The 19,562-nt window shown below is 63.2% G+C and carries 13 protein-coding genes and 1 tRNA gene; 11 read left to right on the plus strand and 3 right to left on the minus strand.

Going from position 1 to position 19,562, the window contains the following annotated elements:
* Positions 1–230 precede the first annotated feature (230 nt).
* The 7 genes from AC04SG_RS08025 (at position 231) to AC04SG_RS08055 (ending at position 8,321) form a co-directional block, all read left to right on the plus strand.
* Positions 231–1,664: a helix-turn-helix domain-containing protein gene (locus tag AC04SG_RS08025; RefSeq protein WP_352591022.1), complete on the plus strand. Its 1,434-nt coding sequence runs from the start codon at positions 231–233 to the stop codon at positions 1,662–1,664.
* A 150-nt stretch (positions 1,665–1,814) separates the two neighbouring features.
* Entirely contained in the window at positions 1,815–2,714 is a 900-nt protein-coding gene (locus AC04SG_RS08030) for a DUF2167 domain-containing protein (protein WP_488550593.1), read from the plus strand.
* Positions 2,715–2,879: 165 nt separating this feature from the next.
* Complete coding sequence (locus tag AC04SG_RS08035) at positions 2,880–3,833, plus strand: DMT family transporter (RefSeq protein WP_488550594.1); 954 nt, start codon at positions 2,880–2,882, stop codon at positions 3,831–3,833.
* Between the two features lie 377 nt (positions 3,834–4,210).
* Positions 4,211–5,308 carry a polyamine ABC transporter substrate-binding protein gene (locus tag AC04SG_RS08040; protein ID WP_488550595.1) on the plus strand — a complete coding sequence of 366 codons (1,098 nt, stop codon included), beginning with the start codon at positions 4,211–4,213 and terminating at the stop codon, positions 5,306–5,308.
* A gap of 83 nt (positions 5,309–5,391) precedes the next feature.
* Positions 5,392–6,531 (plus strand): ABC transporter ATP-binding protein, encoded by a 1,140-nt coding sequence (locus AC04SG_RS08045; RefSeq protein ID WP_477337897.1) that lies wholly within the window; start codon positions 5,392–5,394, stop codon positions 6,529–6,531.
* Positions 6,532–6,540: 9 nt separating this feature from the next.
* Entirely contained in the window at positions 6,541–7,506 is a 966-nt protein-coding gene (locus AC04SG_RS08050) for an ABC transporter permease subunit (protein ID WP_488550596.1), read from the plus strand.
* Positions 7,503–8,321, plus strand: a complete 819-nt coding sequence (locus AC04SG_RS08055; RefSeq protein ID WP_488550597.1) for an ABC transporter permease — start codon at positions 7,503–7,505, stop codon at positions 8,319–8,321. The genes AC04SG_RS08050 and AC04SG_RS08055 overlap by 4 nt, the downstream gene beginning before the upstream one ends.
* Positions 8,322–8,389: 68 nt before the next feature.
* Here the strand turns inward: AC04SG_RS08055 and AC04SG_RS08060 are convergent, their stop codons facing one another.
* A complete protein-coding gene (locus AC04SG_RS08060) occupies positions 8,390–10,243 on the minus strand; it encodes an AsmA family protein (protein WP_488550598.1) in 1,854 nt (617 codons plus the stop codon).
* Positions 10,244–10,572: 329 nt separating this feature from the next.
* Here AC04SG_RS08060 and AC04SG_RS08065 point away from each other — a divergent pair, with 329 nt between their 5' ends.
* Positions 10,573–12,531, plus strand: coding sequence for an acetoacetate--CoA ligase (locus tag AC04SG_RS08065; RefSeq protein WP_488550599.1), 1,959 nt, complete (start codon positions 10,573–10,575; stop codon positions 12,529–12,531).
* Between the two features lie 259 nt (positions 12,532–12,790).
* Here AC04SG_RS08065 and AC04SG_RS08070 read toward each other — a convergent pair whose 3' ends face one another.
* Positions 12,791–16,783 (minus strand): PAS domain S-box protein, encoded by a 3,993-nt coding sequence (locus AC04SG_RS08070; protein WP_488550600.1) that lies wholly within the window; start codon positions 16,781–16,783, stop codon positions 12,791–12,793.
* A gap of 301 nt (positions 16,784–17,084) precedes the next feature.
* On the opposite strand from AC04SG_RS08070, the gene AC04SG_RS08075 reads away from it, so the two are divergent.
* The 3 genes from AC04SG_RS08075 (at position 17,085) to AC04SG_RS08085 (ending at position 18,398) form a co-directional block, all read left to right on the plus strand.
* Complete coding sequence (locus tag AC04SG_RS08075; RefSeq protein ID WP_112561969.1) at positions 17,085–17,543, plus strand: phasin; 459 nt, start codon at positions 17,085–17,087, stop codon at positions 17,541–17,543.
* A gap of 347 nt (positions 17,544–17,890) precedes the next feature.
* Positions 17,891–17,967: transfer RNA gene (locus AC04SG_RS08080), tRNA-His, on the plus strand.
* A 176-nt stretch (positions 17,968–18,143) separates the two neighbouring features.
* On the plus strand, positions 18,144–18,398 hold the full coding sequence (locus AC04SG_RS08085; protein ID WP_192248174.1) for a DUF768 domain-containing protein: 255 nt from the start codon (positions 18,144–18,146) through the stop codon (positions 18,396–18,398).
* Positions 18,399–18,432: 34 nt separating this feature from the next.
* On the opposite strand, the gene AC04SG_RS08090 is transcribed toward AC04SG_RS08085, so the two are convergent.
* Positions 18,433–19,551 carry a DmpA family aminopeptidase gene (locus AC04SG_RS08090; RefSeq protein ID WP_488550601.1) on the minus strand — a complete coding sequence of 373 codons (1,119 nt, stop codon included), beginning with the start codon at positions 19,549–19,551 and terminating at the stop codon, positions 18,433–18,435.
* Positions 19,552–19,562 lie beyond the last annotated feature (11 nt).

Below are 19,562 nucleotides of genomic sequence, written 5' to 3' on the forward strand. Positions count from 1 at the left end.
TCGATGCCAGTGTCTGCAACGCCGCGTTCTCGGAAATCTGCGCCGTCGGCGTGTGACACTATTTACATTGCGGCGCGAAGAGAGCCCAGAGAAACCGCCATATCTCACAGAAAATAAGAGAAAACCTGTGTTGTGTTTGACGGGCGAGCGCTGTAAATTTGTCACGATTGTAAAAACCGATGCGCGCTCATGGCGCGCAAGCAGTGTAAAATTCCTGTCAAGGACAGCCGATGGCCGACCAGAAGATCTTTGCGGGGCCGCGCATCCGCCGCATCCGCCTCGCCAAGGGCCTGACCCAGACGGCGATGGCCGAGGGCCTCGGCATCTCGCCCTCCTATCTCAATCTTATCGAGCGCAATCAGCGGCCGCTGACGGTGCAGCTGATCCTGAAACTGGCCTCGGTCTACAAGGTCGACCCGCATGAACTGCAGGGCGAGGCGAGGGGATCGATCTCGGCTTTGAAGGAGGTGTTCGGCGATCCGCTGCTTGCCGGCGAATTGCCGGGCGACCAGGAGCTGATCGAGCTCGCCGAGGCTGCGCCCAACGCGTCGGCCGCGATGATAAAGCTGTTTCGCGCCTATCGCGAGCAGGCCGAGCGGCTGTCCGATCTCAACGAGCTGCTGGCGCGCGAGGGCCGGGCAACAGCACTCTCCGGCGCCAGGCTGCCGATCGACGAGGTGCACGAGATTTTCGAACGCCGGCCGAACCATTTTGCAGCACTCGAGGAAGAGGCCGAGGCCTTCACCTCGGTGCTCGACCCGGGCGATGATCTGTTCGGCGCGCTGAAAGCCTGGCTGAAACGCGAATACGGCATCGTCGTCAAGGTGTTGCCGGTCGCCACCATGCCGAACTGGCGCCGCCGCTATGACCGCCATTCGCAGCGCCTGTTCCTGTCCGAACGGTTGTCGCCTTTCGACCAGTTGCGCGAGGTCGCCATGGAGGCCTGCCTGATCCGCATGACCGTCGCAGTCGCCGGCGAAATCCAGGCGCTGAAGCTCGGCACCGATGAAGCCCGCCGGCTCGCCCGCTTCGAACTCGGCCGCTACGCCGCCCATGCCTTGATGATGCCTTACCAGGCCTTCCATGCCGCTGCCGTCCGCGCCCGCTACGACATTGATGTACTACGCTCACGCTTCGGCGTTTCCTTCGAGCAGGCGGCCAACCGTCTGACCACGCTGCAGCGTCCGGGTGCCTCCGGCGTGCCGTTCTTCATGCTCGAGGTCGACAATGCCGGCAACCGCTTCCGCAAGGCGGGCGGCCAAGGCTTTCCACAGAGCCGTTTTGGCGGCGGCTGTCCGAAACTGCCTGTGCATGCCGCCTTTGCACTGCCTGGCCAGATCCTGGTGGAGGCTGTGGAAATGCCTGACGGCGCCGAGTTCCTCTGCATCGCCCGCACGCTCGAGGGGCCGCAAGGCTCGTTCTCGGAGCGCCCGCGCCGTACCGCCCTGCTGTTGGGCTGCGACATCGGCTTTCGCGACGAGATCGTCTATGGCGCGGGGCTGCCGGCGTCGGCAAAGACCGGACAGGGCGCCGCCACGGCGATCGGCCCGGCTTGCCGGCTGTGCGAACGCATCGGCTGTCTCGCCCGCGCCGAGCCGCCGGTGACCCGCCCGCTCGGCCTCGACGAGATGGTGACGGGCTTGAGCGCCTTCGACTTTCAGTGATGCTTGTCGAGGTTTGTGGGTCCTCGAAGAGGCGCCTGCACATTAGCGACGAGAAATATAGATCCTGTCCCAGCCGAGGCGATCGAAATATTGATTAAGCATCGGCGCTGCGGTATCGAAAGGTGAGGGCAGCCAAGGGGGGTGGCTTATATGGACAGGAAAGCTTTGTGGCTTGGCGTGGCGCTTGCCTTTTCGGCAGGGCCTGCTCTGGCGGAAAAATCCTCTGAATTCTTCAAGGGCTATCAACAGTATAGCGACGACGGCAAGGCGTTCCTGGACAAGATCGATCCGAAGACCGGCGCGGTCGACCTTCCGGAAGGCATCCATCTCGATCTCAAGGACAAGTTCTACTTTCTGGACAAGAAGGATGCGACATCCGTTCTGACCGAGGCCTGGGGCAACCCGCCTGGCACCGCCTCTGAAGCGATCGGCATGATTTTCCCGGCCAAGTATGAACCCATCGCCGGCAACGGTTGGGGCATCGAGCTGCGCTATGAAAAGATCGGCCATGTCGATGACAGCGACGCCGCCGCCATCGACTACGCCGAGCTGCTGAGCAGCATGCAGGCGGACACTTTGTCGGCCAACGATCAGCGGGTGAAGGACGGCTATCAGCCGATCAAGCTGATCGGCTGGGCTTCGCCCCCGGTCTATGATTTCGTCCACAAGCGGCTGCACTGGGCAAAGGAGCTGCAGTTCGGCGACGATACCGTCCACACGCTCAACTACGATGTCCGTTTCCTCGGCCGGGAAGGTGTCTTCGTGATGAGCTACATCGCCACGGTGGAACAACTGCCGGAGATCAAGCAGAGCCTGGATGAAGTGCTGGGCGTTGCCGACTTCAACACCGGCAGCAAATACACCGACTTCCTGCCCGGCACCGATACGGTCGCCGCAGTCGGCATTGGCGGCCTCATCGCCGGCAAACTGGCGGCCAAGGCAGGGCTGATTGCGGTCGCGCTGATCGCGCTGAAGAAGTTCGGCATTCTCTTGTTGGTTCCGCTGGCCGGTCTCTGGCGCTTCATCCGCGGCAACAAGACCAAGTCATAGACGCCGTCGATTTTTTGACTGAATGCCGCCGACTGGCAGGCGGTGCGCCAAAGGGAATACCGGGCTGGATCACGTGCGGCCGTGGCCTTTGCGCTAGGCGAATGCGGCACGTTTCTGTCGTCCATTGTGCATCATGCCGTCCCGAGATAGCCGACAGTCGCGCCCATGACCGACACCGCATCAATGCCGATAACTGCTTCGCCGACCGTGTCGCCGCGCGACGAGCGCATCGGCTTCCTGCTGGTGTTCCTGTCGGCGCTGATGTGGAGCTTTGGCGGCACGATTGCCCGCTTCATTGACACCGCTGACAGCTGGACGGTGGTGTTCTGGCGCTCGCTGTGGGCGGCTGCGTTCCTGATTTGCTTCATGGCCTGGCGCGACGGGTGGCGCGGCGTGCCGCGGCTGTTTCGCGACATGGGCCTGCCCGGCCTTGCCGTGGCCGTGTGCTTCGCCACTGCCTCGACCTGCTTCGTTGTCGCGCTTGCCTACACCACCGTCGCCAACATCCTGTTGATGCAGGCCGGCGTGCCGCTGCTGGCGGCTTTGCTTGCCTGGGTGCTGTTTCGCGAACGCGTCGCCGTCGCGACCTGGGTGGCGATTGCCGCCGTCATCGCCGGCGTCGCCATCATGGTGTCGGAATCGCTCGACGGCGCCGTATCGCCGATCGGCGACGGGCTGGCGCTGTTGATCGCCGTCATGTTCTCGATTGCCACCGTCATCACCCGGCGCTTCGCCCATGTGCGCATGACGCCGGCGACCTGCCTTGGCACGATGCTGGCAGCGGCGTTCGCCGCGTCGCAAGCCACGCAGTTCGCGGTTTCCACCCACGACATGGCTTTCCTGTTTGCCTTCGGCGTCGTCAATCTCGGCCTTGGCCTTGCCTTCTTCGCCACCGGCGCCCGCCTCGTTCCGGCGGCGATCGCTGCATTGCTCGGCACTTTCGAGCCGATCCTTGGCCCGATCTGGGTCTGGCTCGTCCATGCCGAGGTGCCCTCGGTGCGCACCATCATCGGCGGCGCCGTTGTGGTTGCCGCGCTGGTTGTCCATATCGGGCTCGAATTCAAGCGCCAGGCGCGGCCGGCGCGGCCAGGCGTCACCGGCCTGCCGTCCCCGAATTGACGCTGCCTTTGCCCATTTGACGACGCCGCGCGTCCAAAGCGCGAGATGGGCCATTGACAACGTTGCTACCGCGCGGGCAGGCTGGAGACACGGCAACAACAAGACAGGCGTATCTTGCCAAGTGTCCCCGCCGGTCGGACCAAGACCGGATCACAGCGTCGTATCCCTGCCCGCGCCACGGCGAAAGCCTCTGACGGCGTCGGCGCGCCCGCCACGCGGGCACACAGAGCCATCATCCGCTGCTTGTCGAACCGCCCGAACGGCGCCGGCAGTTCACGCTTGTGGCTGCCCGGAAAGCTCAATACTCTGAAGCAAATGCCCAATCGCGCTGGAACAGCGACGAATTGGCGAAGGAACACTCATCAAAGGAGAACAGCATGATCCGCAAAGCGCTCTGGCTTTCGGCAACCTCGGCATTTCTGACGCTTTTTACCGTCGGTGGCCATGCCGAGGACCGCGTCGTCAACGTCTTCAACTGGTCGGATTATATCGACAGTTCGATCATCGACGACTTCACCAAGGAAACCGGCATCAAGGTCGTCTACGACACCTTCGATTCCAATGAGATTCTCGAGACCAAGCTGCTTGCCGGCGGCAGCGGCTATGACGTCGTCGTGCCCAGCGGCAACTTCCTGGCGCGCCAGATCCAGGCCGGTGTGTTCCAGAAGCTCGACAAGTCGAAGCTGCCGAACATTTCCAACATGTGGGACACCGTTCAGGAACGGACCGCCAAATACGATCCGGGCAATGAATATTCGATCAACTACATGTGGGGCACGGTCGGCATCGGCTACAACCTCAAGAAAGTGCAGGCGGCACTCGGCACCGACAAGATCGACAGCTGGGATGTGTTCTTCAATCCCGATAGCCTGGCCAAGCTGAAGGATTGCGGCGTCTATGTGCTGGACTCGCCGGCCGACATCATCCCGGCGGCACTGAAATATCTCGGCCTCGACCCCAACAGCACCTCGCCCGACGACATCGCCAAGGCCGAGGAGACCTTGCTGAAGGTGCGGCCATATATCCGCAAATTCCACTCGTCGGAATACATCAACGCGCTCGCCAATGGCGATATCTGTCTGGCGGTCGGCTGGTCGGGTGACGTCTTCCAGGCGCGCAACCGGGCCGTGGAGGCCAAGCAAGGCGTCGAGATCGGCTATTCCGTGCCGAAGGAAGGCGCGCAAATGTGGTTCGACCAGATGGCGATCCCTGCCGATGCGCCGCATGTCGCCGAGGCACTCGAATTCCTCAACTACATGATGAAGCCGGAAGTGATTGCCAAGTCGTCCAACTATGTGCTGTACGCCAACGGCAACAAGGCTTCGCAGCAGTTCGTCGACAAGGCGCTGCTGGAGGATCCGGCTGTCTATCCGGACGCCGAGACCTTGAAAAAACTCTATACGGTCCAGCCCTACGATCCCAAGACGCAGCGCCTGATCACGCGCAGCTGGACCAAGATCGTCACCGGCCAGTAAGCAATGCGACATGGCCCCGGCAGGTGACTGCCGGGGCCATTCTTCTCTGGGGCAAGAAGCAAAAAAACAGGACGGAGTGGGACATGAAATCGCTTGGCAGCATCCGCAGGGATTTCGCGCCATGGAACGACCCGAACGCCAAGCCATACATTCAATTCGAAAACGTCACCAAAAAGTTCGGTGACTTCACCGCCGTCAACAATTTGTCGCTGACCATCTTCGAGCGCGAGTTCTTCGCCCTGCTCGGCGCGTCCGGCTGCGGAAAGTCGACGCTGCTGCGGATGCTCGCCGGCTTCGAGGAGCCGACCGCCGGCCGCATCCTACTCGACGGCCAGGACCTGCGCGGCATCCCGCCCTATCGCCGCCCGGTCAACATGATGTTCCAGTCCTATGCGCTGTTCCCGCATATGAGCGTGGAAAAGAACATTGCCTTCGGCCTCAAGCAGGAAGGCATGCCGGCGCCGGATATCGAAAAGCGCGTCGCCGAGATGCTGAAGCTGGTCAAGCTCGAGCAGTTCGCCAAGCGTAAGCCGCACCAATTGTCGGGCGGCCAGCGCCAGCGCGTCGCGCTCGCCCGCTCGGTTGCGAAGCGGCCGAAAGTGTTGCTGCTCGACGAGCCGCTCGGCGCACTCGACAAGAAGCTGCGCGAGGAAACGCAGTTCGAGCTGATGGATATGCAGCAGACGCTGGGGCTCACCTTTGTCGTCGTTACCCACGACCAGGAGGAGGCCATGACCATGGCCGACCGCATCGCCATCCTTGAAAAGGGCGAGGTGATGCAGGTCGCCACGCCCGCCGAAGTCTATGAGGCGCCCAGCTCGCGCTTCGTCGCGCACTTTGTTGGCAATGTGAACATGTTCGAAGGCAAGGTCGCCGAGCGCGCGGGGAACACGACGCGCATCACCGGAGCGACCGGAGCCCAGATCGTCGTCGAAAACAGCGCCGATGCCGTCGCTGGTTCCAACATCGTCTTCGCCATCAGGCCGGAGAAGATCAAGGTGTCGTCCAAAAAGCCGGCTGATGGCGCCAATGTGCTCGAAGGGGAGGTTTATGACGTCGCATATCTCGGCGACATGACCGTCTATCATATCAGGCTTGACGACGGGCAGATGGTGCGGGCAAGCGCCCTGAACGCAGCGCGTGTGACCGAGGATCCGCTGACCTGGAACGACCGCGCCTGGGTCTCCTTCCGGCCGGACGCCGGCGTCGTGCTGACACGATAGGGGGCGGCCATGTCCAACATCGCCATCACCGACGCCGGCCCATCGACAGCGGCCAAACCATTGCTCACACGGCTCGGCGCCGGCTTTGCAAGCCGGCTCGTCATCATCGTCCCCTATCTCTGGCTGCTGTTCTTCTTCTTCATCCCGTTCATCATCGTCTTCAAGATTTCGCTGTCGCAATCGGCGATCGCCATGCCGCCCTACACGCCCGTGCTCGACTTCACGGACGGAATTACCGGTTTCTTCGCCGGCTTCCGCGAACTCAACTTCGACAATTATGTCTGGCTGACGCAGGACGCGCTTTACTTCAAAGCCTATGTCACCAGCGTCATCATCGCTGCAGTCTCGACAATCCTGACCTTGCTCGTCGGCTTCCCCATCGCCTATGGCATGGCGCGCGCGCCGGCGACCATCCGCCCGACCTTGCTGATGCTGGTGATCCTGCCGTTCTGGACCTCGTTCCTGATCCGCGTCTACGCCTGGATCGGCATCCTCAAGCCCGAAGGGTTGCTCAACCAGCTGCTGCTGTCGCTGCACGTCATCAATCAGCCGCTGATCATCCTCAACACCTACACGGCGATCTTCATCGGCATCGTCTATTCCTACCTGCCATTCATGGTGCTGCCGCTCTATTCGTCGCTGGAAAAGATGGATTATTCGCTGATTGAGGCAGCCAAGGACCTCGGCTGTCCGCCGACCGCCGCCTTCTGGAAGATCACCTTCCCACTGTCGCTGCCCGGCGTCATTGCCGGTTGCCTGCTGGTGTTCATCCCCGCGGTCGGCGAGTTCGTCATTCCCGACCTGCTCGGCGGCTCGCAGACGCTGATGATCGGCAAGACATTGTGGAACGAGTTTTTCGCCAACCGTGACTGGCCGGTGTCGTCGGCCGTCGCCGTCATCCTGCTGCTGCTCTTGATCGTGCCGATCATGCTGTTCCAACAGGCCCAGGCACGCGCCCAGGAGCAGGACAAATGAACGCCACCTGGAGCCGCTTCAACGTCACCTCGGTCGTGCTGGGCTTTGCCTTCCTCTATCTGCCGATCGTGCTGCTCATCGTCTTCTCGTTCAACGAATCGAAGCTGGTCACCGTCTGGGGCGGCTTCTCGACCAGATGGTATGTCTCGCTGTTCCACAATCAGGGGCTGATGGACGCAACCTGGGTGACGGCGCGCGTCGGTGTCATCTCCGCCACGGTGGCAACCGTGCTCGGCACGCTGGCGGCCCTCACCTTGACCCGCTACACCCGCTTCCGGGGCCGCATCCTGTTTTCCGGCATGGTGTTCGCGCCGCTGGTCATGCCGGAAGTCATCACCGGTCTGTCGCTGCTGTTGTTGTTCGTCGCCGTCGGTCTCGACCGCGGTTTCTTCACCGTCACGCTTGCCCACATCACTTTGACCATGTGCTTCGTGGCCGTTGTCGTGCAGTCGCGCCTGGTCTCGTTCGACCGGTCGCTGGAGGAGGCCGCGATGGATCTCGGCGCAACACCTGTGACGACCTTCTTCCAGATCACGCTGCCGGTCATCATGCCGGCTATCGTGTCCGGCTGGATGCTGGCCTTTACCCTCTCGCTCGACGATCTGGTGATCGCGTCCTTCACGTCTGGCCCCGGCGCCACCACGCTGCCGATGAAGATCTACAGCCAGGTGCGTCTCGGCGTGACGCCGGAGATCAATGCCGCCTGCACCATCCTGATCGCCGTCGTGGCGGTAGGCGTTGTAATCGCCTCGGTCGCCAACAAACGGCGTGAGGTGCAGCGTCAGCTCGACGAACAGGCCGCGCAGCGCGGCTGATCCCGAGCAATTCCGTTCGGAATTGCGTCAAACAAACAGAGCACGGCAGCTCCCCGGGGAGGGGCTGCCTATTCGCCTGAGATGCCGCGGCTGATCGGCGAGATGAACGGTGTGCTCCAGGTGCCGCCGACGAAGAAAGACGACTGGTTGGGCCCCTGCTGGCCATTGGCGGGCGCTGCCGCCGGATCGGCCTGGGTGATACCGCCCGACAGCGCCAGCCCGCGTCCGCCATAGGACGCGATGCCGGACAACCAGATCTTGTATTTCGCCGAATTGGCCTCGGCCTTGTCCAGCCGCGCCACGCCCTTCGAGATGGTGGCCTTGAGCTCGGCGCCGTCGATCGGCAGCGTCCCGTCCGAGACATCGTCGAGCGCGAAGAAGCCGCCCTGTTCGGTGTGCTTCAGAAACGCCGGCAAATTGAGCCCGCTCAGTGCGCCTGGCCCGAACGTCGCCGAGACCGAGCCGTCAGCGTTCTCGAAGATCGAGTCCCACGATTTCCCCGGCCCTTTGAGGATAACCGAGACCGTGCCGGTGCTGGCCGGCACCAATCGCGTCATGCCGGCAGCCGTGCCGAAAGCGGCGCCGTCAATGTCGGAGGCGAGCAGCCGGATCTCGACCTGCGAACCCTCCGGCTTGCGGTCGAAGCGCAGGCTGCTCTGAACGTTGCCGCCAAAGGCCGACGCATCGGAGATATCGAAGACGGCAAGCCCGTTCTTGACCTGTGCGGTGGCGGCGACGTCGGCAAGCTGGATTGCGCCGGCCGAGGCATGCGCCGCCGATAGCCTCAGATCCAGATTGACGCGGTCGGCAAAGCTGGTGTCGATTTCCCCGGGGCCGGTTTCGCCGGTGGGCGCCAGCGGCGTGAAGGCGGAGAACAGCGACCTGAGGTCGAGCGTGTCGAAGGCGAGCGTGCCGGAAATCACCGGCAAGGCGTCGCCGAACGAGAAGTCCAGCGCCCCCATTCCCGGGTTGTTGTCCAGCGCGACCGCCGTGTTTTCGAACTTGATGCGGCCGGCCGTCGCCGTGATCTTGCTCGAAATCGACACCGAGCCGATTGCGGCGCCCGGTGCAATTCCGGCCTGCGACCATTCCAGCACGCGCCGCAGCGACGGTGCGGCGAATTTCACCTGGCCGTCGAAATAGGCGTTTTGCGACATGCCGGCCGTGCCGTCGAACGAGAAGCTGGCCGGCGCAGCCTTCAACGAAAAGGTGATTGGCGCAGCACCGCCGGCAAACAAAACCAGCGGATTGGCCGAGGACGCATCGACGGTGACGCTTTCGCCGCGCCAGATGCCGGTCGCCGACAAGGTCGCATTGCTGTTCATCGCCGCCCAGTTCGCCTGGCCGCTGAGGCTGGTCAGCAATTCGACGTCCTTGCCGCCGATGGAGGCGACCATGCGGCCGTCCCTGAACTCCACGGTGCCGAACGGATCGGTCGGCAGCTTGCTCAGATCAGGCTTCGCCGGATCGGCGCTGACCACGCCGCGCGCGGTGTCGATGGAGCGCGTGATGCGCCCTCCGGTCGGCATGGCGGGTAGAAACATGCCGTTTGCGGTGCGCTGGACCCGGATCGTCGGCCGCACCAGCCGCGCCGTCGAAAACACCACATCGCCCTGCAGCGCCGCCATGGCTGAAAGGTCGACCTCGACCCGCTCGGCTTCGATCACCGGCGGCGCGTCGGTCTCGGTCCACTGCGACAGCGTGACGTCGCTCAATATGGCGCGGAAGTTCGGCCACACCTCGATACGTGGCGAACCGTCAATGGTGACCCTGAAACCGCTCCATGCGCTCATCTCCCAGGCGATGCGGTCGCGCACGATCCGGGTCGAGGCAATCAGCGGCAGAGCGGCGACGACCAGCGCGATGACGAGCACGGCAACGCCGATCGCCCATATTCCGTGCCGGATCAAAGGTGATGGCATATCGCCCCGTATGCTTTCATTCCGACAAAAATCGCCCCGACGGGTGTAACCCAGCGCTGACGCATTTCAAGTCTTTATGGCCCGGCGATGGCAATTGCGCACACCTGGCCGAGTTTAGCTGAACAAAATCTTGCTCTGCTGGATGGCGATAGGCATAAGCGATGCAGCTTCAGCCTGCACGAGACGCGGCGTTTTTGGGACAGCGGCGCCTGTAAAGCTGGGGCTAATGCATGTCGCCCGGAAGTGTGCAGCGGTTCCGGGACAGCGACATACATAGAAACAAAAGCATATTAGTCTTGCGACGCGACCGGCTTCAAGGAGGATCGATCATGGCTGCCGAAGCACCGCTCTGGACCCCGACGCAAGACCGGATCGATGCAGCGCCGCTGACCGCCTTCATGAAGGCGGCGGCAGCCAAAACCGGCACATCCTTCGCCTCCTACGCCGAACTGCACCGCTGGTCGGTCGAGGATCGCGAGGGCTTCTGGAGCCTGCTGTGGGACTTTTGCGGCTTTGTCGGCGACAAGGGCGAGACCGTGCTTGTCGATGGCGACAAGATGCCCGGCGCATCGTTCTTCCCCGATGCGACGCTCAACTTCGCCGAGAACCTGCTGAAAAAGACCGGTTCCGGTGCGGCAATCGTCTTTCGCGGCGAGGACAAGATCGAGCGGCGGCTGTCGTGGAACGAACTGCACCAGCTGACCTCGCGCTTCCAGCAGCTTTTCCTGTCGCTCAAGGTGAAAAAGGGCGACCGTATCGCGGCGATGATGCCCAACATGCCGGAAACCGTCGCCGCCATGCTGGCCGCCGCCTCGATTGGCGCGGTCTGGTCGTCCTGCTCTCCCGACTTCGGCGAACAGGGCGTGCTTGACCGTTTCGGTCAGATCGAACCCGTCGTCTTCATCGCGCCGGACGGCTACTGGTACAATGGCAAGGCAATCGAAGTTGCCGACAAGATCGCTGCCGTTGCCACGAAGCTCGAAACCGTCGGCAAGGTGCTGATCGTCGACTATCTCGGGACGTCGCGCGATATCGCGGGGATTATCGACAAGGCCGTGGCGCTGGAAGAGGCGCTGTCGCTTTTTGCGGCAAAGTCCGTCACATTCGATCGCCTGCCGTTTGCGCATCCGCTCTACATCCTGTTTTCGTCGGGAACGACCGGCATTCCCAAATGCATCGTTCATTCGGCCGGTGGCACGCTGATCCAGCATGTCAAGGAACATAGGCTGCATGCCGGCCTCGTCGACGGCGACCGCTTCTTCTACTTCACCACCTGCGGCTGGATGATGTGGAACTGGCTGGTGTCGGGCCTGGCGTCAGGGGCGACGCTGCTGCTCTATGACGGCTCGCCCTTCTACCCTGACGGCAATGTGCTGTTCAGCTTCGCCGATGCCGAGAAGATGACCTTCTTCGGCACCTCGGCCAAATTCATCGATTCCGTGCGCAAGGCCGGCCTCAAGCCGATCCGCAGCCATGATCTGTCGACCGTGCGGGCGATCTCCTCCACCGGCTCGCCGCTGTCGCCGGAGGACTTTCGCTTTGTCTATGACGGGATCAAGGAGGACGTCCACCTTGCCTCGGTCTCCGGCGGCACCGACATCGTCTCCTGCTTCGTTCTCGGCGTCCCCACGCAAGCTGTCTGGACCGGCGAGATCCAGGGGCCCGGCCTCGGCCTTGCCGTCGATGTCTGGGATGATGACGGCCAGCCGATTCGCGAGGAGAAAGGCGAACTGGTCTGCACAAAAGCGTTTCCGTCGATGCCGATCGGATTCTGGAACGACCCTGACGGCAAGAAATACCAGGCGGCCTATTTCGAGCGCTTCGACAACGTCTGGTGCCATGGCGACTTCGCCGAATGGACGGCGCATGGCGGCATGATCATCCATGGCCGCTCCGACGCGACGCTCAATCCGGGCGGGGTGCGCATCGGCACGGCGGAGATCTACAACCAGGTCGAACAGATGCCGGAAATCCTCGAAGCACTGTGCATCGGCCAGGATTTCGACAATGACGTACGCGTCGTGCTGTTCGTGCGGCTGGCCGCCGGCGTGACGCTGGACGAGGATCTGGAAAAGCGCATCCGGGCGAAGATCCGCACCGGCGCCAGCCCGCGCCACGTACCGGCAAAGATCGTTGCCGTCTCAGACATTCCGCGCACCAAATCGGGCAAGATCACCGAGCTTGCGGTGCGCGACGTGGTCCACGGCCGCGCCATCAAGAACAAGGAGGCGCTGGCCAATCCGGAGGCGCTGGAGCTGTTCAGGAACTTGCCGCAGCTGGCGGAGTGAGCGGCGCCGGCATGGTTAACGAGATATATCGGTCGAATTTACCTAGATTTCACGAGTGGTACACATTCGTAAATTTTTTGGGCGGCCGGTAAGAAGTTGTTAAGGCCCGGCGTCGATAGTCGCACGTAACTTGAGGGAGAAATCCCGTTCCTCGTCCCCTGAGGATCAGATTCGCTCAAGCCCCCGTTGTGACAGCAAAATCCCTTTAAGGCGTCCTGTTGGACGCCTTTTCTTTGTGCCGGTTCTGGATGGAGCGGCTCTATTCCGCCAGAACACGCGTCGACGGGAAGGCGACCTCGACCAGCGTGCCTTCGCCGGGTGTCGAGGTGATGGTGAAGCGGGCGCGGTTGGCCTCCACCATCGCCTTGGTCAGCGGCAGGCCGAGCCCAGTGCCGTCACCGCGTCCGCGCTTCAGCGCATTGATCTGCTTGAACGGCTTCAGCGCCTGCTCGATCTCGGCATGGCTCATGCCGATGCCGGTGTCGCGCACCCGCATGACGACGTCGCCGGAGGTTTCATAGGCGGTCGACACGATCACCTGGCCGCCGGCCTGCGTATAGCGGATGGCGTTGGACAGGATGTTGAGCGCGATCTGGCGCACGCTTCTGAGGTCGGCGACCACTTCCGGCAGCCGCGAAGCAAAGCTGGAGCGAATGATGACGCGCTCGCGATTGGCCTGCGGCTGCATCATCGCCACCGTCTCGCCCAGCGTATCGTTGAGCGACACCGCCTCGTAGTCCATCTCCTGCTGGCCGGCCTCGATCTTCGAGATGTCGAGCAGGTCGTTGACGAGGTCGAGCACATGATTGCCCGAGCGGTTGATGTCGCGCAGATAGTCGCGGTAGCGGTCATTGGCGACCGGGCCGAACTTCTCATCCACCATCAGCTCGGAGAAGCCGATAATGGCGTTGAGCGGCGTGCGGATTTCGTGGCTGATGCGCGCGAGAAAATCGGTCTTCTGCGAGGAGGCGCGCTCGGCCACCGCGCGCGCCTGGGTCAGGTCCTCCTCGGCGCGCTTCCACTGCGTGATGTCGCGCACCACGGCGCAGAAGCCGCTGTCGTTGGGCAGCCGGCCTATGGTCATGAACAGCGGAATGAAGCGCCCCTGCGCCTCCCGCCCGATCACCTCGCGGCCATCATTCATGACGCTCGCCACGCCGGGCTCGGACAGGCCGTTGAGATAGTCGCGCGCCGCGCGCTGGCTTTCGATGGCAAACAGCGAGGCGAACGGCTTGCCGGTCACCTCGTCGCTGTCGAAGCCGAACAGCGCCTCGGCCGGCCTGCTGATCGAGCGGATGTCGCCGTCACGGCCGATCAGCACCACGCCATCGGTCGCGGTGTCGATGATGGTGCGCATTTCGGCAATGCGCGATTTGAGCTCGGAAACGTCGGGCTGCGTCTGTTCTTCAGCTGCGACATGCGCAGCCACCGGCGCCTCATCGTCGCCGGTGCGCCGCACCACCAGCATCAGCGCCTTGCCGGCCCGCCATGGCACCGATCGCAAAATGGCTTCGATCGGAAATTCTTGGCCCTCGCGCGTCTTCAGCCGAAGCGCGTGGTCGCTTTCATCTGCCGCTTCAGAATAGGGATCGGCAAATAGCGCGTCGAGGCCCCCAGCATCGCTCAAATCCTCGAGCGTGTCATAGCCGGTGAGGCCGAGGAATTCCTCATTGGCGTAGTAAAGCTCGTCACCGGAATGGATCAGCAGCGGCACCGGCAATCTGCCGAGCAACGAGGTGTCCGGCGCCTTGTGTTCATCTCCGGCCGAAAATGCCGAGGGCACGAACCCTTCAAGCTTGAGTGGCGGCACTTTCAGGCGCGGCGGTTCTGCCGGCGCGGTGTCCGCAGCGCCGGCCTTGTCACCGTCTTGCACGGCCGAACCGGTCGCCTCGCCAGCCGGGGCCCAATCCTCATTGTCCTCGGCATCGCGGAAATCGGCGGCAGTCATGCTGTCGTCTTCGCCGGCATCGGCCGGCGCCTCGGCAACAGCCGGTTGCGGTTCGGAAGCTTCGACGGTCTCTTGTGCGCTCGTCTCTACCGGCTCGGAAGCCGGCGCCGGTTCGCTACCGGAAGACGTCGCCGCGTCGCCTTCGCCGGTGACGGAGCCTGGTTCGGGATCGGCATAGTCGAGCAGCGAGCGCGACACGATCGGCGCTTTCGTCTCGCCCGCATCCTTGTCTGCAGCCGCTTTGTCCGGCTCGGCGCCGTCGAGCCGCGCCAGATCCTTTTCGTCCTCGGCGTCGCCTTCGGGCGGTTCGGCCTCAGCCGTTTCGCTTTCAATTGCCGGTGTTTCGGATGCGGCTGCCGGGATGGTCTTGTCCGTGGCTTCGGCGGGTTGCTGGGCTGGCGCGGCCGTTTCAGCCTGGTCCACCTCGACATGATCCGGCTTGGGCTGATCTGCCTTGGCGTGGTCCGGCCCGGCCTGGGCCGGCGCCACCTGATCTGGCTTGGCAGGTTCGGCCGGCTTGCTGGTTTCCGGCTGCTCCGGCGGAGGATTGTCCTTCTTCAGCCGCTCGCCGATCTCTCGGAAAGCGCTGCGTTCCAGCGTCGACAGGCCCTTATCATTGGCGGGCTGCCGATGCTCGGCCAGCCGAATGACCTTGTCGGCGAAACGCCGTTCCTGCTTCGGCACGATGGTCAGTGCAGGCACTTCGCCCTCGAACGGATCGGCCGCCTTGGGAGCTTCCGCCACGGTCTGTTCCGCGGCTCGCTCGGCTGCCGCCGGTGGCGTGCCGTTGGGGACCAGCGCCATGCCGATCGCTTCCGGATCGACCACCGCATCGCTGGCGCGGGCGACGCCGAACCCACGGAACCCTTCGAAGGCGCGGCTGCGGCCATAGACGGGGAGTGCCGCCAGATCGACAGGAATCTTCAGGTCCGTGCCGGTCACCGGCCACAGCACCGAGCGGCCCGACCAGGTGTCGCGCCGTTCGAGCAGGCCGGCGATCTCGCCAGAGGCATCGAGGCCGAATGTTGCCGCGACATCCTTGAAGCGGCGGCCGATCACGTCGGCGGCGGGCTTGCCGACGATGTCGGTGAATTCCGGCGACAACGCGCTGAATTTGCCCTCGGCGTCGGTGCGCCAGACGAAACGCAGCGGCGGCGCCGTGCGGTCGATCTCGCGGGCGGCGGGTGGCGCAGCCGGTGAGGTTACATTGGAGGGCAGGGTGGGCGAGGTGGCAACAGTACTGTCCGGCTGCGGGCTCACCGCCGACACAACCGATTCCGGCTCGGCTTCGGTCGGGCTGTCCGGCTCGCTCGCCTGCGGCTCTTCGCCGGCATGGAAGTACCAATGATCATGTTGCACAGGCGCGCTGTCGTTCGCCGCCTGCTCGCGGCCGGTCGTTTGCCCGCGATCGCCTGCCTTTGTATCGGTTGACGCCGAAGCATCATGCTCAGTCGCCGTCGGAGCGGCCTCGGCGACGTCTGGCACGACCGCGAGCGGTGCGCCCTGATTGCCGCTTGCTGCGGGTTGGTCGGCTACTGCATCCGCTGTTACTGCGTCCTCTGGGGCGGCTTGCGTCGGGCCCGCGTCCTGCTGCGCTGCGGCGGGTTCGGCATCCAGCTCACCGACGGGGTTTTCCTCCCCGAGCTGATCCTCGTCGATGACCACCAGCAGATGCCTGGACTCGGTCAGACGGGCAAAGCCCGCCGGATAGGACGTGGTACCGCCCGGGACCAGCCGCTTGACGATGCGGTCGTCCTGGCTCGCCACATCGGCGACGAGCGCCGCCAGCGTTTCAGGCCGGATGGCGAGCGCGGCAAAACCATCCGAAGCCGCCTCGACGGTGCCGGCGGCGTCGACAAAGGCGATGAAATGGCCGTCTTCGTTAAAGCCGCTGATGGCGCGGGCCGCAATGTCTGCAGCACTGCGCGAGCCGGTCTGCGCTGCCGGCAGCGCCAGCATGATAGCGCTTTCGCCGTCCGGCATGGTCACCGCACTGGCCAGGAAGCCGACGGCGCGGCTGGTCATGCCGGTCGCCAGTCGCACCGTGATGGCACGGTCGCTGCCGATCTTCGGAAAGCCTGCGGTCGCCATGATCTGCCGCCTGGCGATCAGCGGCAGCTGTGCCGAGGCGCCGATGATGGCTTCGATATCGGGATAGCCGAACACCGTCGCGCCCGGCCCGTTGGCCCAGATCACCTGTTCGAGGTCAGCCGACAGAATCGCGATCGCGTCGCCGGCGGCGAAGCGCCGGCGGACCGCGTCGAGCACGGCGACATCGAGGAAAGAGTAGTTCTCGGACGGCATGCGCTTGGCGGACCCTTTCGGTGAAACCTCTTGGCGAACCTACAAGGCGGGCAATTTGCAGTTAACGCTTTGTTAATAAAAGCCCACGCGGCGAAGGTCCACAAGCCGTGGCGGAAAGCAGACGGAATCTCTGGCCTCTTGGTTAACGACCCTTGGGTAATGCCCGGGGGTAACGTCGCGGAAGAAATTTATGGTGCACTGCAACAAAGATATTGCATCGCACAAAAAAACCGCTATATTGCCATCATACATGAACGAGACGGCTTTCTGTCAAAGCCGCTACCTCCCGAAAGGATGGAAAATGACCAAGGCCAAGACCGCTGAGACCATCGAAAACGTTGAATTCCCGAGCTTCGACGCCTCCAAGGCGACCGACCAGATCCGCGCTTTCGCCGAAAAGGGCGTTGAGCAGTCGAAGGAAGCCTATTCCAAGCTGAAGACCGGCGCCGAAGAGACCCAGAAAGTTCTGGAATCGACCTTCGAGACCGCCAAGACCGTTTCCAGCGACCTGTCGCTCAAGACCATCGCCGCTCTGCGCGCCAATGCCGAAGCCGGCTTCTCGCATCTCGAAGCCCTGATCGGCGCCAAGTCGCTGTCGGAAGTCGTCGAGCTGCAGACCGCCTTCCTGCGCAAGCGCGTCGAGTCGACCGTCGAGCAGGCCAAGGAATTCCAGGCCGTTGCTTCAAAGGCTGCCGAAGACGTCTCCAAGCCGGTCAAGACCGCTTTCGAGAAGGCCCTGAAGGACATCAAGGCCGCCTAATAATTACGCACAACTCTGCGATGCATCAAAACGTCGCATTTCGTCAGACAAATAGATGTGCGATGAGTTGTCCAGTGAATACCCGGCGAGTGGAACCTCCTCCCTCTGCTCTCCGGGGTGACCAGCCAGCACCTCCTCCCGCTGGCTCGTAACAGGAAAAGGCCGGCACCTCCTCCCGCCGGCCTTTTCTTTTGCCTGCTGAAAAGCGGCGCCCGCTCGAGGAACCGGGCTTTGCCTTATCAAAGGCCTTGAATTAGACTCTGATAGACCGTATTGGACGCATCGCCGAACGACAGAGCGGATCTCGGAGAATGAATTTTTCACCACGATCTGGCTCAGGCGAACGTGCCGTTGTAGCTCAGATGGTTAGAGCGCCGGATTGTGGATCCGGAGGTCGCTGGTTCGATCCCAGCCAACGGTACCACTCTATCAAACAATCAGAACGTGCTCCTTGAACCCTTCCCTTCCTTCGGCTTTGTGGACCTCGGGCAAGATCGGCTTGCCGAGCGAAGCCGACTCGGTTCGAATGCGGGCATGCATCCTTTACCGGGTGCGGACGTTTACGATTACCAACCGGCATAGCCGCCAGGGAAAAGCAGTATGAGTGAACATGCGATCGAGTTTTTGCGCGGGTGGATTGGTGAAAAGGTCCACTGCCAGCACTCGCCGGTAAAGATCGAGAAGCAGGCCGAGACCCTGGCCAAGGAATGCGCCGCCAAGGCGGCCGAGGTCGGCATCCCGCTGGAGGATATCCAGGAAGAAGTCGGCGACATCCAGGAGCTGATCGCCTCGCGGCTCGAAGAGGCGGCCGAGGCCGACCAGAGCAACGCAAATTCGGGCAAGCCCGCCGAATAAATGTCAGGCGCGGCCGCCAGAGCCGGGCTCCCCTCTATCCAAACCGATTTTTCAGCCAGGCCTTCGGCAGCGCCGGCACGAAATTGCCGTCGCGCCCGCTCATATCCTCATTGGCGACCATCGCATTGAGGATCGCCTCTTCCACACCCTGCACCACCGCATCGAAGAACGGATCGATATCGACATCCGGAATGTAAGCGGCGCTGGCCATCTGTCCTGGCGGCGCAAGTGCTGCTTGCGGGTTGGCGGTGGTGAAGGCGAGGAAAATGTCGCCCGAACTGTGGTAGCCGAAGCCGCCGGTCATGGCGATGCCGAGCGGCACACGCCTTGCCAACCGCTTCATCTGATGCGGCAGGAAGGGCGCATCGGTGGCGACGATGGCGATGATCGAACCCTTCTCGGCGCGCGGCGTGCCTTCGCCCATCGCCGGTTCCACCAGATCAGGTCCGACGCGCGCGCCGCGCAGCGTGAAATTGTGCCGCTTGCCGAAATTCGCCTGCACGAACACACCGACCGTATGCCTGATGCCCTGCCATTCGACGATGCGCGACGCCGTGCCCGAGCCGGCCTTGAAGCCGAAGGCGATCATGCCGGTGCCGCCGCCGACGCTGCCTTCCTCGATGGTTCCGCCGGTGGCACCGTCGAGCGCGGCTTCGACATGTTCGAAGCCGACATGATGGCCGTTGATGTCGTTGAGGAAGCCGTCATAGGTTTCCGCCGCGACCGGCAGCCCCCAACCACTGTCGAGTGCCGCCGGCAGCACGCGTTGCATCCAGCGCAGCGTGCCGTCGCGGGTGACGCCGCAGGAATGCGTGTTGGTGATGGTGACCGGCAGGTTGAAGGCGCCGACCTCCTCGATGATATGCGAGCCCGTCAGCTCGCCATTGCCGTTCTGGCTGAACACGCCGGCAAACACCGGCGTGGCGAGCTCCGCTAACGGTCGCGGCAGGATGGCGGTGACGCCGGTGCGCACCGGTCCTGTGCCGACATCGAGCGGACCATCGCCTGAGATCAGCGTCGCATAGCCGACGCTCACACCGGGCACGTCGGTGATGGCATTGAAGCGGCCTGGCGTGCCTTCAAAGGCAATGCCGAACGCACGGGCGCGTGGCGTGCCGGCCGGCGTTTGAAGATGCGGGTCGTGTCCGGTCATGCCGTCCTCCA

The sequence above is a fragment of the Mesorhizobium sp. CNPSo 4684 genome, assembly GCF_057784315.1.